Source organism: Tolypothrix tenuis PCC 7101 (genome assembly GCF_963874875.1).
Lineage (GTDB): Bacteria > Cyanobacteriota > Cyanobacteriia > Cyanobacteriales > Nostocaceae > Aulosira > Aulosira tenue.
This window is the reverse complement of record NZ_CAWNJS010000001.1, coordinates 4,353,818-4,368,893: the sequence shown is the minus strand read 5'-3', so window position 1 is coordinate 4,368,893 and position 15,076 is coordinate 4,353,818. Positions and strand designations below refer to the sequence as shown.

Annotated in this window: 15 protein-coding genes and 1 pseudogene; 11 read left to right on the top strand and 5 right to left on the bottom strand. The window is 39.5% G+C overall.

Annotated elements, in window-relative coordinates; translation table 11 throughout:
- Positions 1–28 precede the first annotated feature (28 nt).
- Entirely contained in the window at positions 29–1,420 is a 1,392-nt protein-coding gene (locus AACU25_RS17760) for an S-layer family protein (RefSeq protein WP_190445968.1), read from the top strand.
- A 42-nt stretch (positions 1,421–1,462) separates the two neighbouring features.
- On the top strand, positions 1,463–3,883 hold the full coding sequence (locus AACU25_RS17755; RefSeq protein ID WP_096577797.1) for a hypothetical protein: 2,421 nt from the start codon (positions 1,463–1,465) through the stop codon (positions 3,881–3,883).
- A gap of 64 nt (positions 3,884–3,947) precedes the next feature.
- Here the strand turns inward: AACU25_RS17755 and AACU25_RS17750 are convergent.
- Positions 3,948–4,052, bottom strand: a pseudogene (locus tag AACU25_RS17750) (Uma2 family endonuclease); the annotation flags it as partial.
- Between the two features lie 112 nt (positions 4,053–4,164).
- Here AACU25_RS17750 and argS point away from each other — a divergent pair.
- Complete coding sequence (gene argS / locus AACU25_RS17745) at positions 4,165–5,931, top strand: arginine--tRNA ligase (protein ID WP_096577795.1); 1,767 nt, start codon at positions 4,165–4,167, stop codon at positions 5,929–5,931.
- Positions 5,932–5,981: 50 nt separating this feature from the next.
- Positions 5,982–6,107 (top strand): hypothetical protein, encoded by a 126-nt coding sequence (locus tag AACU25_RS17740; protein WP_321206851.1) that lies wholly within the window; start codon positions 5,982–5,984, stop codon positions 6,105–6,107.
- A 4-nt stretch (positions 6,108–6,111) separates the two neighbouring features.
- On the opposite strand, the gene AACU25_RS17735 is transcribed toward AACU25_RS17740, so the two are convergent.
- Together AACU25_RS17735 and AACU25_RS17730 are read right to left on the bottom strand one after the other, a co-directional pair.
- On the bottom strand, positions 6,112–8,067 hold the full coding sequence (locus AACU25_RS17735) for a sensor histidine kinase (protein WP_096577793.1): 1,956 nt from the start codon (positions 8,065–8,067) through the stop codon (positions 6,112–6,114).
- Positions 8,068–8,170: 103 nt separating this feature from the next.
- Positions 8,171–8,491 (bottom strand): hypothetical protein, encoded by a 321-nt coding sequence (locus tag AACU25_RS17730; RefSeq protein WP_096577791.1) that lies wholly within the window; start codon positions 8,489–8,491, stop codon positions 8,171–8,173.
- 129 nt (positions 8,492–8,620) lie between these two features.
- Here AACU25_RS17730 and tmk point away from each other — a divergent pair, with 129 nt between their 5' ends.
- The 7 genes from tmk (at position 8,621) to AACU25_RS17695 (ending at position 12,467) form a co-directional block, all read left to right on the top strand.
- Complete coding sequence (gene tmk, locus AACU25_RS17725; protein WP_096577789.1) at positions 8,621–9,253, top strand: dTMP kinase; 633 nt, start codon at positions 8,621–8,623, stop codon at positions 9,251–9,253.
- A gap of 110 nt (positions 9,254–9,363) precedes the next feature.
- Positions 9,364–10,323 (top strand): DNA polymerase III subunit delta', encoded by a 960-nt coding sequence (holB, locus tag AACU25_RS17720; protein WP_096583849.1) that lies wholly within the window; start codon positions 9,364–9,366, stop codon positions 10,321–10,323.
- Between the two features lie 401 nt (positions 10,324–10,724).
- A complete protein-coding gene (locus AACU25_RS17715) occupies positions 10,725–10,979 on the top strand; it encodes a CTB family bacteriocin (protein ID WP_096577787.1) in 255 nt (84 codons plus the stop codon).
- Positions 10,980–11,096: 117 nt separating this feature from the next.
- Complete coding sequence (locus tag AACU25_RS17710; RefSeq protein ID WP_096577783.1) at positions 11,097–11,351, top strand: CTB family bacteriocin; 255 nt, start codon at positions 11,097–11,099, stop codon at positions 11,349–11,351.
- A 117-nt stretch (positions 11,352–11,468) separates the two neighbouring features.
- Positions 11,469–11,723 (top strand): CTB family bacteriocin, encoded by a 255-nt coding sequence (locus AACU25_RS17705; protein ID WP_096577785.1) that lies wholly within the window; start codon positions 11,469–11,471, stop codon positions 11,721–11,723.
- A 117-nt stretch (positions 11,724–11,840) separates the two neighbouring features.
- Positions 11,841–12,095, top strand: coding sequence for a CTB family bacteriocin (locus tag AACU25_RS17700; RefSeq protein ID WP_096577785.1), 255 nt, complete (start codon positions 11,841–11,843; stop codon positions 12,093–12,095).
- A 117-nt stretch (positions 12,096–12,212) separates the two neighbouring features.
- Positions 12,213–12,467, top strand: a complete 255-nt coding sequence (locus AACU25_RS17695) for a CTB family bacteriocin (protein WP_096577783.1) — start codon at positions 12,213–12,215, stop codon at positions 12,465–12,467.
- Between the two features lie 313 nt (positions 12,468–12,780).
- Here the strand turns inward: AACU25_RS17695 and AACU25_RS17690 are convergent, their stop codons facing one another.
- Together AACU25_RS17690 and AACU25_RS17685 are read right to left on the bottom strand one after the other, a co-directional pair.
- Positions 12,781–13,482 (bottom strand): response regulator, encoded by a 702-nt coding sequence (locus tag AACU25_RS17690; RefSeq protein ID WP_096583847.1) that lies wholly within the window; start codon positions 13,480–13,482, stop codon positions 12,781–12,783.
- Between the two features lie 253 nt (positions 13,483–13,735).
- The gene (locus tag AACU25_RS17685) at positions 13,736–14,839 is read right to left on the bottom strand and encodes an ATP-binding response regulator (protein WP_096577781.1); all 1,104 of its coding nucleotides are present in this window, start codon (positions 14,837–14,839) and stop codon (positions 13,736–13,738) included.
- Positions 14,840–15,076 lie beyond the last annotated feature (237 nt).

Below are 15,076 nucleotides of genomic sequence, written 5' to 3'. Positions count from 1 at the left end.
TGTTAATATTCTTAGTCCCCGGTTAATAATGCAAGAAGGTTCAGCAATTATTACTGTAACTTATGAAACTGCTAACAGTGGTAACATCCAGATTCAATCCGCAGATATAGAGTTATCTGGTTTTTCACTGCTAAATCCTGTTGGAGTGACATCCATTACTACAAGCACGAATGGAAAAGGGGTGGCTGGAGATATATTGATTAATGGAAATAATTTACTCATCTCTGGAGGAGCTTCATTATCATCGGTAACATTGGGTAGTGGGTCAACTGGTCAGGTGATGATTCGCAACCAAAACACCACCGTTATGGGTGAAAATCCTTTTGGAGTTCCTAGTGTGATTAATATCACTACCTTTGCTGACGGTAATGCCAAAGATTTAAGATTAGATACTGGGACTTTGGAAGTATTCAATGGTGGAATAATTGGTTCATCGGCATTATTTGTCGGTAATGGCGGCAATGTCCAAATCAATGCTCGTGAAGAGATCGCCATTAGTGGTCGTGGTAGTAGTAATAACAGTAGTATTAGCTCTGCTGTTGTGCGTTTCAGTCCAGAAATACGTCAATTCTTTGATTTGCCAGATATCCTTACAGCAAATGCAGGTAATGTGAGTATTACTACACCAAAACTCACACTCACAGACGGCGGAACAGTCACAGTTACTAGTCAAGGTACTGGGAATGCCGGAAATCTGCAAATTATTGCCGATCAAATCCAATTGAAAAATCAAGCTTTAATTCAAGCGCAAACAGAATCAGGTAATGGTGGTGATATCAGCTTACAAGTCAAAGATTTGCTGTTAATGCGCGATCGCAGTCAAATTACCTCCACGGCACAAGGTAATGGTAACGGCGGTAATATCAACATCAATGCACCCATCATTATCGGCTTAAAAAACAGCGATATCACAGCTAATGCCTTCCAAGGTAAAGGTGGTAATATTAACATAGCTACTCAAGGAATTATTGGTTTAGAATCCCGTCCGCAACTGACAAGCGAAAATGATATTACTGCCAGTTCCCAATTTGGGGTGAATGGTACAGTCGAAGTGAATAACGTCGATGTTGATCCTAATTCAGGTTTAGTAGAATTACCAGCCAATGTGACTGATTCATCACAACAAATTACTACGGGTTGTTCTGGAAGTACTGGTAGTAGTTTTGTCGCTACAGGAAGGGGTGGTGTACCACAAAATCCAAACCAGGAAGTGAGGAGCGATCGCACTTGGTCTGATGTGCGCGATATCTCTGCATCCTACACCATAAAACCAGCACAAGCGCAAATACATACACCTCCACAGCCTCTTGTCCAAGCAACAGGGGTACATCGTCGGACTGATGGTACAATTGAACTAGTAGCTAATCAATCTTCTATTCCCATACCAACACAATTAACCTGTAAAGCTGTTCCTCAATAGTCAACAGGATATTAGTCTCTCAAATAATGAGTGGTGAAATTGATGCAAGTCAGTGATCAATCAGAAATTGCTGTTGCCAAAAATCTGAATACTACACCAGAATTATTAACAGAATTGGCAAGACATCAAGATATAAAAGTCCGTCAAGCTGTAGCCAAAAATCCCCAGACTCCAACCTATATTTTATTTCTCCTAGCAGAAGAGTTTCCCCAAGATTTTCTTCACAATCCTATTTTCTCTACACTAGATTTAGAAAATCCAGAATCAGTAATTCCTGGCTCATCTCTACAGCAGATTTTAGCTTGTGACGATGCCCCTCAAGCATGGTTACACAAATTCGCCATTTCTGGATATCATTATCATTTATTGGGAATTGTGCAGAATCCTCAAGTTAGTAAACAAGTATTAGAATTAGCGGCAGAAAATACCTCTGGCGATGCGTTTATTCATGAATTAATCAAAATGCACGTCAACATTGCGGGAGAGATGGATTTAGGGTGGCAAGAATATGCAGAAAATAAATTACCACAGATTATTGCGGCGAGCTTTTCTAACTTTGCAGAAGTGGGATGTTACTCCTGCAATAATTCTAAAGGATACTATTATCAATTTATTTTGTGGCAGTTGGGAATTACACCAGATTTGCAACTCACTAAAACTTCAGAATATGTGCAAACAGTCATCGCTAAATCTAGTGAGACTCCACCAGCATATTTACGGCAATTTTTAAATACAAAATTTAAAATTACCACTCTGATTGAAGTTGCTAAAAATAAAAACACACCTGTTGAATGCTTAATTGAACTTGCCGATCACCGTAGTCGGCTCATACGAGAAGCGGCTATGCGGAATCCTAGTTTACCACGGTCAATTGTTCATGATTTTTTCCAAGAAAGATTTTTAGCCACTCATCCCCATACACAAATAGAAAAGTTACGGGAACTTTGTAAAAGTAAATGGTCATTTATTAGATGGCGAGTTGCAAAACATCCTAATTTAGAATTAAGCGACTTAAACACATTAGCGCAATCTGCTGATTGGAGAATTAGAGAATGTGTTGCTAGTCATCCTCGTGCTGATTTAGATATACTTCAAAAGCTAGCTCAAGATCAGAGCGTTTATGTTCGTCAAGCAGTGGCATTAAATAGCCAAACACCGCCAGAATGTTTGGAGAGATTATCAGGCGATCGCAATATATCTGTTCGGGCTAATGTAGCTAAAAATCCTCGTACTCCATTAGATATTTTACTGCTGCTTTACCAAAACCAAGATAACTGTATACTCCAAAAGCTTGCCTATAATCCTGCTATTCCACAAGAATTACAACGACAATTACAGTTACAATTGTCTCAGACCAAACCTGATAATATTTATCTACACTGGAGACTTTTTAGCGAACCACATAGCTATGAAGGAACTCAAATCAAAGAAATACATCAACAAGCACAATATGCACTAGCCACAAGTGCAATGACTCCAATTCCTCAATTATTAGAACTGCTGAGAATTACACCAGTTAATATTTATTGGGAAGCAGTACGTAATATTTGTCAACAGGTGGTCTGCAATCATGATCTATCTTCGGAACTATTATTAGAGATTTTAGATATTCGTAGTGTAGATGTATATGCAGCAGTAGCTGCTCATCCTCATATCTCTGATGCAGTTTGCGAGAGAATAACCAAATTTAAAGAATATCGATTACGTTTATTGATGTTACAAAATCCCCATATTCCATCAGAATTTATAGAGAAATCATTGTACGATAAACATTCGGAAGTTCGTCAATATGCTTTAAAAATCTACCAAGAAAAATTTGCAAATACAAGTAATTTTATCCTGCAATACAACGAGGCTATTGATGAGTATACGCCACTGCCAAAATTAGCTGAACTAGCCAAGCATAAATCAGTACTGATCCGCGAAGCCGTTGCCAAAAATCCTCGGATAATAGAGGCGTATAGTAGTCCCAAGAGTAAGAATTGCTTAGAAAAACTCGCCCAAGACAAAAATCAATTTGTACAAATAGCTGTTGCTAATAATAGCAATACCCCAATTCATATACTAGAAAAATTGGCTAATAATTATCAATATGACCATTATGAGTATATCTGTTATCAGCGTGGGCATAAGCGTAAAGAACATAAAGTTTTTATAGCAGCAGTTAAAAAATTAATTCAAATTGCGCCTACAGTTGCAAGTAAATATCTAGCTAATTTGATTGAACCAAGGTTTTATAGTCTTGATACAATACCATTTCGTTTGGCACTTCTCCAACATCCCGCCGCACCTATTGAATATTTAGCTCAAAATTTACAAAAATTACGTTCGTTTCCTTGGTATGAACGTTATGTTATTAGCCAACATCCGCAAGTAACCACAGAAATTCTCCAAATTCTCTTGCAAGATGCACATCGAGTTGTACGAGCAGCAGCAACAGCCAGATTACATGAAAAATCATAAAACTATAACTATTAATGCAATATTCATCTGAAATATGAGTAGCGGGGGCACAGCACCAGTAAGATAAATTAGGAATGAGATTTTGCAGTTTGTTATCTACCAGGGTATCGTCAGCATCGGGCAATTCTGCCGATGATGGCAGACAGTCAAGGCGGTTGTACTGTACCATGACAGTCTTGAGTTAGTAATGGTAACCATATTTTAAGGTTAAAATAATCAAGCTCCTGAGAGTATCTACCTTTCAACGGTCACATTACGCCTGTTACAGATAACATTTATATATGAACGCTACACAAGAACAACTAAAACAACAATTTGCACAGGCCTTGGTGGCTGCGTTTGGCGCTGAGTATGCTGGAGTAGATCCGATTTTGGTGACTGCTAGCAATCCTAAGTTTGGTGATTATCAGGCGAATGTGGCTTTATCCCTGAGTAAAAGGCTAGGAAAGCAACCCAGACAAATTGCAACTGCGATCGCGGATAATTTAGATGTGTCAGAAATCTGCGAAGCGCCGGAAATTGCTGGGCCGGGATTTATCAATCTCAAGCTGAAAACCTCATACCTGGAAGCACAAATCAACGCTATTCACGCCGATTCGCGATTAGGTGTATCCACAGCCAAAACACCTCAGCGCGAAATTGTCGATTTTTCCAGCCCGAATATTGCTAAGGAAATGCACGTTGGGCATCTGCGCTCAACTATTATTGGTGATAGCATTGCCCGGATTTTAGAATTTCAGGGACATGATGTTTTGCGGTTAAACCATGTGGGTGATTGGGGTACTCAATTTGGGATGTTAATCGCCTACCTACGAGAAGTTTACCCAGAAGCTTTAACTACCGCGAATGCTTTAGATATTGGCGATTTGGTGAGTTTTTACCGCAAAGCCAAACAGCGCTTTGATGCAGATGAAGCTTTCCAAGAGACAGCCAGACAAGAAGTTGTGAGATTACAAGCTGGGGCGGAAGATACAATCCATGCTTGGAAATTGCTGTGCGAACAATCAAGAAAAGAATTTCAAGTAATTTATGATTTGCTCAATGTTCAAGTAACAGAACGGGGTGAATCTTTCTACAATCCCTTACTACCGGGAATTGTCGAAGATTTAGAAAAGTCTGGATTGCTGGTAGAAAACCAAGGGGCGCAGTGTGTATTTTTGGACGGGTTTACTAATAGAGAAGGTGAACCTTTACCTTTGATTGTGCAAAAATCTGATGGTGGTTATAACTACGCAACAACAGATTTAGCCGCCTTACGCTACCGGATTCAAAAAGATGAAGCCAAGCGCATAATTTATGTCACAGATGCTGGACAATCTAACCACTTTGCCCAATTCTTTCAGGTAGCACGTAAAGCTGGATGGATTCCTGAAGATGTGGAATTAGTTCATGTTCCTTTTGGTTTGGTACTGGGGGAAGATGGGAAGAAATTTAAAACTCGTTCAGGTGATACTGTTAGACTGCGGGATTTGTTAGATGAAGCAGTTTCTCGAGCTCGTGCAGATTTAGAAGTTAGACTGAAAGAAGAAGAACGCAACGAAACAGAAGAATTCATTAATAAAGTTGCTCTTGTAGTTGGTATCAGTGCCGTAAAATATGCTGATTTAAGCCAAAACCGCACCAGTAATTATATTTTCAGCTACGACAAAATGCTGGATTTAAAAGGTAATACGGCACCTTATATGCTGTATGCTTATGCACGGATTCAGGGAATTAGCCGTAAGGGTGGGATTAACTTTGAAGAGTTAGGAAATAATGCCAAAGTTCTGTTGCAACATGAAACAGAATTAGCATTAGCAAAATATTTACTGCAACTCGATGAGGTAATTAATACTGTCGAACAAGACTTAATGCCGAATCGGTTATGTGAATATTTGTATGAACTGAGTAAGAAGTTTAATCAGTTTTATGACCGTAATCAAGGTGTGCAAGTTTTGGGTGCTGAGGAACCTTTGCGGACATCTCGCTTAGTTCTGTGCAATTTAACAGCGAGAACTTTAAAGTTAGGGCTTTCATTGTTGGGAATTGAGGTATTAGAAAGAATGTAGGGTGTGTTGTCGCGTAGCGCAACGCACCAATGTACTATTAACAATTCGCGGTGCGTTACGCTATCGCTAACGCACCCTACGAAGTGCAAGAAAATCGCAAATATCTATTCTTGTGCGTGAGGCGATCGCACTGGCTAAAAAACAGTATCATCAAAGTGCGATCGCTTGTTAATTAGTATCTCAAGTAATGTGAGGATTCATTTGTTGAACTAGAGGAATTGTCATCACAAATTCTGTGCCTTTGCCTAATGATGAGATACACTGCAGTTGCCCTTGATGCTTTTCGGTAATAATTTGGTAACTAATAGATAATCCTAATCCCGTACCTTTGCCAACAGGTTTAGTAGTGAAAAACGGGTCAAATAATCTTTGTTGTAAATCATTGGGAATACCTATGCCATTATCAACAATCCGAATAATGGCTTGCTTATCTTCTCCCATCTCTGTAAAAATTTGAATCAGCGGTTTAATAATTGTGATCTCTTCGTTAGGCATTAATGATTTATCTGCGATCGCGGATTCTTCTAAAGCGTCAATAGCATTGCTTAAAATATTCATAAATACTTGATTTAGCTGTCCTGCATAGCACTCAATCGGCGGTAAATCACCATAGTTTTTGATGACATCAATACGCGGATGCTCAGAGTTAGGCTTGAGGCGATTTTCTAAAATCATCAAAGTGCTATCAATACCCTCATGAATATTCACCGCTTTCATTTCCGCTTCGTCTAGTCGAGAAAAATTGCGTAAGGATAGTACAATTTCTTTAATTCGTTGAGAGCCTATTTTCATAGAATTCAACAATTTTGGTAAATCTTCTACCAAGAAATCAATATCTATAGCTTCTGACTCATCTTGAATTTCTAATACTGGGTCGGGATAATGTTGTTGATAAAGTTGCAGTAGCTTGAGTAAATCTTGAATATATTCATTAGCTGGGTTGATATTACTATAAATAAAGCTAACTGGGTTGTTAATTTCGTGGGCTACACCAGCCACTAATTGTCCTAAACTAGACATTTTTTCTGTATGAACTAATTTAATTTGAGTTTGTTGTAATTCTCGTAATGTTTGCTCTAGTTCTTGCGCTTGACTTCCCAGCGTTATTTTTTGCTGACTTAATAGCATGACTTGGGCTTTCATTTGAGCAGATAATTGTATTTGTCGCCAACCAATAATGACAGCAATAATTAGTAATCCACCTAATATAGTTGCAAGTAAATTTAGTGCACCCAATTGAGATTCAATATTCTCGCGAGGGATAACTAAAGCAACTGACCAATTAACTTGTTTGAGAGGAACATAGGCAATATACTTATTTGTGCCATCAATGGATATCAGTTGAATTCCCTGTTCTTTCTTTACCATCCGATTAGCGATCGCAGCTAAGTTGCGATCGCTAGACTCTAAGAAGCTGGGGCCTGGTTTTTCTGTTGTTGACATCAATGCTGGGTTGGGATGAGTAATAGCCTGTCCCTGAGAGTTGAGAGCAAAAGCATAACTTTTCTGACCGTAGTGTAGTTGATTAACTACCTGACTAATACGATTTACCTTTATGCTACCGTTTAAAACTCCAATGGTTTGACTGGCTGGGTCATAACTTTGGCGAATGGGAGAACTCATTCCAAAGACAGGAAATCCGCTAGTACGGCTAATGTAAGGATCGGAAATATTGGGTTGTCCTGCTAATGCTTTTTGAATAAAATCTCGATCCTTATTGTTAGCTTCGCTTTTATCTACTTGAGTGTTGTAGTAGGAACCATCAGGAAATGATATTGCAAACTTAGAAAATTCATTCAGGCGCTTCACCTCTGCTTGCAAATATGGTTTAATAATCGACCAATTGAGAGAACGCACAACATTTGTATTCGCAATAGTTTGGATTTCGGCAGAGCGAGTTGTTAACCATTGATCAATTTCATCAGTTCCTTTTTGAACTTGAAGTAGTGCTTTTTCCTGAAGTTGTTCTAGAATTAAACCTCTAACTATGCGATAGCTAGTAATACCAATAATTCCTATAGCCAAAGTTGTCATTATTAACACTAATTGTGTTTTCAAATTTTTAACTTGCTTGTACTGCTGGAGAAAATTATCGTTATTCAGCACAGAACCCAACTGTTTTTCAATAGACAGCATCTTTTTTATTCCAAGTTAAAGTAGTGCTTGCAATATGGCAAAGTCAACAAAATTAAAAGCTGCCCATTGATGAGAAAAAAGCCAGGGCTATGGCTATAAAAGGCTAAAAGGCTAAACCTTGTAAACAGAAACCAAATAATAAAATATGCCACAAATAAGTGGTATAGTTAGGATTTGATCCAGCTACATCCAGTAAATTTCTACCTAAATGTTTGATTTGATAATTCAGCAGCATCCCCACAATCACAGCGGGAACCCAGACCAAAATAGCTTGAATTCGCAAAGCAGCATGAACAGATGGAACTACTGATGTCCAAGCGAGATGGGAAGTCAGCCCAAAAGCCCAAGTTTTCCAATAACTTAAGCTTCTTGTTAAACCACAAAATGGTAATGTATGCAAAGTTTTACTATCAAAATAGGACATAAGTAGCGGTATGAAGAAATTTCTTTAACCCTCACTATTTAGAATTCCCAGTATTTAGTAGCAATCAACATACCTGGTAGCTGAATAAAGCAAAATTTGAAAAATAAGTAGTATGGAAATCAACCAAGGATGAAAGGTAAATTAATTGTATTTGAAGGGGTAGAAGGCTGCGGTAAAACTAGCCAAATGCAGCTTTGTCAAGAGTGGTTGCAAAACCTTGGTATTTCTGTAGTAATTACACGAGAACCAGGGGGAACAGAATTAGGTTTAGATCTGCGCCGCTTGTTGCTTGAAAAAGCAGATAATAAACCCATTGCAGAAGTGACAGAATTATTATTATATGCGGCTGACAGGGCGCAACACGTAGAGCAAGAGCTGAAACCGCATTTAGCACAAGGGAAATATATTTTATGCGATCGCTATATTGAATCTACCATAGCTTATCAAGGTTATGGTCGGCAGTTGAATATGAGTTTAATAGAGCAATTGAATTATATTGCTACTGGTGGTTTACTCAGCGACCTAACTATATGGTTAGATGTTGATGTTGAAATTGGACTATCACGCAAACGTGGTGGAGAAGCAGCTTTAGATAGAATTGAACAAGAAACTATCGCCTTTCATCAACGAGTACAGCAAGGATATGCAGCATTAGCCGCAGCTGATCCCGAAAGAATTATTCCCATCGATGGCACTTTGAGTAAAGAAATTGTACACCAAACAATTCAACAAGTTTTGCGCGATCGCCTATCGTGGGGGTAGGGGATTGGGCACTGGGTGAGGCAGGGGGGCAGGGGGCAGGGAGCAGGGGGGAATTTTTCAATTACCAATTACCAAACACCAAACACCAAACACCAAACACCAAACACCAAATGACCAATGACCCATTTGCACCACTTATAGGACAACAGCAAGCGATAGAGTTACTGACTCAGGCTGTGAAACAAAACCGTGTCGCGCCAGCTTATCTATTTGTGGGGCCGGATGGGGTGGGACGGAGTTTAGCTGCAAGGTGCTTTATTGAGTTGCTATTTTCTCATGATGTAGAAACAAAATTAAGTGCGTCTTTACATAATCGCTTGCTGCAAGGTAACCACCCGGATGTATTGTGGGTAGAGCCAACTTACCAATACCAAGGTCAAAGGCTAACAGCAAAAGAAGCAGCAGAAAAAGGTGTAAAGCGTAAAGCACCGCCTGTAATTAGGTTAGAGCAAATTCGGCAAATTACAGAGTTTCTTGGTCGTCCGCCGTTGGAAGCGTCGAGAAATGTTGTAGTGCTGGAACAAGCGGAGACAATGGCGGAAGCAGCAGCTAATGCTTTGCTGAAAACGCTGGAAGAACCAGGAAAGGCGACGTTGATTTTAATTGCACCGACACCTGATGCTGTATTACCAACTTTAGTGTCACGCTGTCAGCGTATTCCCTTTTATCGCTTAGATGGAGAGTCTTTAGCTAAAGTACTGACTCAATCTGGACATGGAGAAGTTTTGCAAAATCAGGCATTGCTGAGTATAGCAGCAGGTAGCCCAGGAAGTGCGATCGCATCTTACGAGCAACTACAGGCTATTCCCCCTGAGTTACTCGAAGCTGTGAAAAAAGCACCTGCATCATACCGTCAAGCTTTGGAGTTAGCTAAAGCGATTGATAAAGATTTAGATACAGAAGCGCAACTCTGGTTAGTTGATTATCTTCAGCAATTTTACTGGCATAAATGGTATCGATTAAGCATTATTCAACAGCTAGAAAAAGCACGTAAATCTCTACTTTGCTACGCCCAGCCGCGTTTAGTTTGGGAATGTACTTTATTATCGTTGTATCAACAATGTCAGTAGTGAAGGGTTGGGTAATTGGTAATTGGTAATTGGTAATGGGTAATTGGTAATTGGTAATTGGTAATAAATATTTCCCCTTGTCTGTTCATCCCCAATCACCAGTCCCCAGTCCCCAGTCCCTAGTCCCCAATCCCCAGTCTCCAATCCACTGCGTGTCTACGCTTCAGGAAATTACCTCATCTTTCGATATCCAACTTTAGTAGGAGATAGTTTGATTGAGATCCATCTTTTGGGAATCCGAACTTTCTACCGATGGTGTTCCTTGGGCAGATTTCCTACTATAAACACATGAAGCGAAACGAAAAGCGCAGCGAAAACAAACCAAAGTAAAACAAATTATAACCTGGTTTATACAAGCTGCAAAATCTCAAAAATCACTCAATTAACAAGGAAGAAAAGTTATGTCTCACGAAATCAAAAACATCGTTGCTGTTGAACTTTCTGAAGATGAATTAGATAACGTTGCTGGCGGATTAGGAATAGTTCTTGGTAACGGACAAAGCCTCTCTTTAGGTACTGGTGCAACCTTCCAACAAAAAAATCTAGCAGTTGCTCAACAAACATTTGCAGGGCCTAACGGTGCTGGTACAACAACTTTGATTAACGCTCAAGAAATCTTCAGCGATGCTGGTCAAGTCCTAACTGTTGGTAACTAATTATCCCTCTAAAAACCTGGTTAGCTCACAACTCAATAGTTTATCAACACCAGGTTCTCTCTTCTATTTCTCATTTGAAATTACACATTAACTCATTAAATTGCAAGGAGCAAAATCATGTCTAACGAAATCAAAAACATCGCGGCTGTTGAAATGTCTGAAGATGAATTAGATAACGTTGCTGGTGGATTTGGAATTGTTTTAGGTGGCGGTCAAAGTCTTGGTTTAGTCACAGGTAGCAGCTTTGAACAAAAAAATCTGGCAGTAGGTCAACAAACAGTTGCAGGGCCTGGTGGTGCTGGTACCACAACTTTAGTTAATGCTCAAGATATCATCAGCAGTGCTGGTCAAGGTTTGTTTGTAGGTAACTAATTCTTAAAGTTACAAACCTGGTTTGGTCATAATTAAAGATTTCATCACGCCAGGTTATCTCTTCTATCTCTCATTTGAAATTACACATTAATTCATTAAATTGCAAGGAGTAAAATCATGTCTAACGAAATCAAAAACATCGCTGCTGTTGAAATGTCTGAAGATGAATTAGATAACGTTGCTGGTGGATTTGGAATTGTTTTAGGTGGCGGTCAAAATCTTGGTTTATTTACCGATAGCAGCTTCCAACAAAAAAATCTGGCAGTAGGTCAGCAAACAGTTGCAGGGCCTGGTGGTGCTGGTACCACAACTTTGGTTAATGCTCAAGATATCATCAGCAGTGCTGGTCAAGGTTTGTTTGTAGGTAACTAATTCTTAAAGTTACAAACCTGGTTTGGTCATAATTAAAGATTTCATCACGCCAGGTTATCTCTTCTATCTCTCATTTGAAATTACACATTAACTCATTAAATTGCAAGGAGCAAAATCATGTCTAACGAAATCAAAAACATCGCTGCTGTTGAAATGTCTGAAGATGAATTAGATAACGTTGCTGGTGGATTTGGAATTGTTTTAGGTGGCGGTCAAAATCTTGGTTTATTTACCGATAGCAGCTTCCAACAAAAAAATCTGGCAGTAGGTCAGCAAACAGTTGCAGGGCCTGGTGGTGCTGGTACCACAACTTTGGTTAATGCTCAAGATATCATCAGCAGTGCTGGTCAAGGTTTGTTTGTAGGTAACTAATTCTTAAAGTTACAAACCTGGTTTGGTCATAATTAAAGATTTCATCACGCCAGGTTATCTCTTCTATCTCTCATTTGAAATTACACATTAACTCATTAAATTGCAAGGAGCAAAATCATGTCTAACGAAATCAAAAACATCGCGGCTGTTGAAATGTCTGAAGATGAATTAGATAATGTTGCTGGTGGATTTGGAATTGTTTTAGGTGGCGGTCAAAGTCTTGGTTTAGTCACAGGTAGCAGCTTTGAACAAAAAAATCTGGCAGTAGGTCAACAAACAGTTGCAGGGCCTGGCGGTGCTGGTACCACAACTTTAGTTAACGCTCAAGATATCATCAGCAGTGCTGGTCAAGGTTTGTTTGTAGGTAACTAATACCATTTTTAAAAAAGAACGCGACAGATGGGTAGGGGCACGGCACCAGTAAGATAATTTGATATACCACAATATTGTGGATGCCGTGCCCTTAGAAAGAATTTATTTGTCACAAACATTATTTAAATTGGTATAATATTTGCGACACATTAATAATATTCTAGAAGACACGGTAGTGTCGTGATTCTACAATCTGTCGCATTTTTTGAAATTGGTATTATTAACCTGAATGTGATTTTAATAAACTTCTGCAAAACCCATCTCAAATAATGAGATGGGTTTTAATATTTTTGCTGATCTATTGAATGAAAAATTACGAATTATCTGAGGGTTCAGAGTTTTCTAGCCAAGTGCGGTGGGAATTAGCAACGATCGCAGCTTGGGTGCGATCGCGCAGGTTCATTCTCGTTAAAATATGCGTGATGTGATTTCTCACGGTTCCTGCAGATAAATGCAGGTTTTGGGCAATTTCGCGGTTATTTGCGCCTGCTGCTAGCAATAACAATACTTCTCGTTCTCTGTCTGTTAATTCCGTTAAGCCTGGTGGTAATGGCTTGGATGAGTTTGCCTTTGTCAAAGAGTTTTCTGCAATCACTTTTTCGACAATTCCCGGGCCAAATTGGGTATAGCCTTGGTGAACTGATTGAATTGCTTTGGCAAGTTCATCGGCGGGAGTATCTTTTAACAAATATCCCTTAGCACCAAAACGCAGCGCTTCGGCAACATAATCTGTATCGTTAAATGTAGTTAGAACCAAAACTTTAATATCTGGAAATTGCTGACAAATTATCTGTGTAGCTTGTACACCATTCATCTCAGGCATTCTGATATCCATCAACACTACATCAGGGAATTGGTTACTTTCCTGTAATGTTTTCAGTTGTGCGATCGCACTTTTGCCATTATTTGCCTCACCCACCACTTGCAAACCCGGCTTTGACTCCAAAAGCGTCTTCAAACCCTGCCGTACAATTTCTTGATCTTCAACAAGTAAGACTTTAATTAAGTTGGGCATGGGGCATTGGGCATCGGGCATTGAGCATTGAGTATTCGGTGTTAGATGTTTAGTATTAGGCATTTGTTATTTCTCCCTCATCTCCCAATACGGTTCGGTTAGGAATTTTTTGTCATGATTTTGGGGTTGTGGAGACGCGATTCATCGCGTCTCTACAGAATTTAAACGTCAATTGATTTGTCTTATCCAAACTGTATTGCCTCATCCCCCTCATCTTCCCAATCCCCAGTCCCCAGTCCCCAGTCCCCAATCCCTACTCCTCCCTGGGAAAGTGTGCCATAATTCGACACCCAGCACCGGGTTTACTGAAGATATCTAGCTGTCCACCCATTGCGGCGGTGCGTTCGCGCATTCCTTGCAGTCCAAAGCCTGTTACGGCTTGATCGGAATCAAAGCCTTGGCCGTTATCTTGCAGTAAGAGTAATAATCCATCATTTCTGGTTTGGATTTTGATTTGTACTTTTGTGGCGTTGGCATATTTATAAATGTTAGTTAATCCTTCTTGAATAATGCGAAATACTACATGATTCACAGTATTAGATAAGGGTTGTGATAAATCAATTTCGCAGTCTGGCAGGATATCGGTAAGGTGAGAAAATTCCTCGGCAAGGTTGGCGATCGCAGTTTCGAGTAATTGTCCTTGGAGTGGATCGGAACGAATAGCGGAAACTGATTCTCTCACTTCGCGCAAGGCGGCGGAACCGAGTTTTTTGGCTTCGACTAAAAACTGCCACGCCCGTTCGGAATCGCTGTGCCACAGTGTTAATACTGTTTCCATTTGCACATTCAGCGCTACTAAAGAATGTCCCAGAGAATCATGGATATCGCGGGCGATGCGATTGCGTTCTTCTAGGGCTACCATTTCCTCAATGCGTTGATTTAGTGCCCGTTCTTGTGCAAGCGATCGCCTGAGTTCTGCTTCTTGTTCTTGTAAGCGCTGATTTTGTTCTTGGAGTTGCAGTTGTAAGCGGCAAAGTTTTAGCTGGACTTCGATGCGGGCGAGAACTTCTTCAATTTGAAAAGGTTTAGTAATAAAATCTACACCACCCACAGCAAAAGCTTTTACTTTATCAAATACCTCATTTAAAGCACTAATAAAAATTACAGGAATTTCTTGTGTTTGGGGGTCGGATTTAAGATGCTCACACACTTCATAGCCACTCATTCCCGGCATACTAATATCGAGCAAAATTAAATCTGGTGGTTGAGCTTTGATGCCAATTAATGCCATCGCACCATTAGTAACACTCCGCACTTCATAACCTTGTTCTGTCAGCATTGCTGATAGCAACCGCAGGTTATCTAGGGTGTCATCAATGATGAGAATGTCTCCTTTGTTTGACTGGGTAATTTGCATACTTCTCAACGTCATCAGAGAATTATTAATTATCGCTCTCAGATATTTTACAATTTAAATTTATTAAAATGTTTTACTTTATTGTTTTTCAATATCAAGGTAATTGCTAATTGGTCATGGGTAATGGGAAAGAATTTTAATAAATTTTATTAATCAAATAGGATGGCTCTACTGCAATTAATTTTATTAGCAGCGCTTACAAACTTTTCGCGAAGACATTCTACAATTTACATTTAT

Coding starts and splice junctions, on each gene's coding strand:
- AACU25_RS17730 (WP_096577791.1), bottom strand. CDS start 8,491: ATGTCCTATTTTGATAGTAAAACTTTGCATACATTACCATTTTGTGGT.
- AACU25_RS17705 (WP_096577785.1), top strand. CDS start 11,469: ATGTCTAACGAAATCAAAAACATCGCTGCTGTTGAAATGTCTGAAGAT.
- AACU25_RS17715 (WP_096577787.1), top strand. CDS start 10,725: ATGTCTCACGAAATCAAAAACATCGTTGCTGTTGAACTTTCTGAAGAT.
- tmk (WP_096577789.1), top strand. CDS start 8,621: ATGAAAGGTAAATTAATTGTATTTGAAGGGGTAGAAGGCTGCGGTAAA.
- AACU25_RS17685 (WP_096577781.1), bottom strand. CDS start 14,839: ATGCAAATTACCCAGTCAAACAAAGGAGACATTCTCATCATTGATGAC.
- holB (WP_096583849.1), top strand. CDS start 9,364: ATGACCAATGACCCATTTGCACCACTTATAGGACAACAGCAAGCGATA.
- argS (WP_096577795.1), top strand. CDS start 4,165: ATGAACGCTACACAAGAACAACTAAAACAACAATTTGCACAGGCCTTG.
- AACU25_RS17735 (WP_096577793.1), bottom strand. CDS start 8,067: ATGCTGTCTATTGAAAAACAGTTGGGTTCTGTGCTGAATAACGATAAT.
- AACU25_RS17710 (WP_096577783.1), top strand. CDS start 11,097: ATGTCTAACGAAATCAAAAACATCGCGGCTGTTGAAATGTCTGAAGAT.
- AACU25_RS17700 (WP_096577785.1), top strand. CDS start 11,841: ATGTCTAACGAAATCAAAAACATCGCTGCTGTTGAAATGTCTGAAGAT.
- AACU25_RS17695 (WP_096577783.1), top strand. CDS start 12,213: ATGTCTAACGAAATCAAAAACATCGCGGCTGTTGAAATGTCTGAAGAT.
- AACU25_RS17755 (WP_096577797.1), top strand. CDS start 1,463: ATGCAAGTCAGTGATCAATCAGAAATTGCTGTTGCCAAAAATCTGAAT.
- AACU25_RS17690 (WP_096583847.1), bottom strand. CDS start 13,482: ATGCCCAACTTAATTAAAGTCTTACTTGTTGAAGATCAAGAAATTGTA.
- AACU25_RS17760 (WP_190445968.1), top strand. CDS start 29: ATGCAAGAAGGTTCAGCAATTATTACTGTAACTTATGAAACTGCTAAC.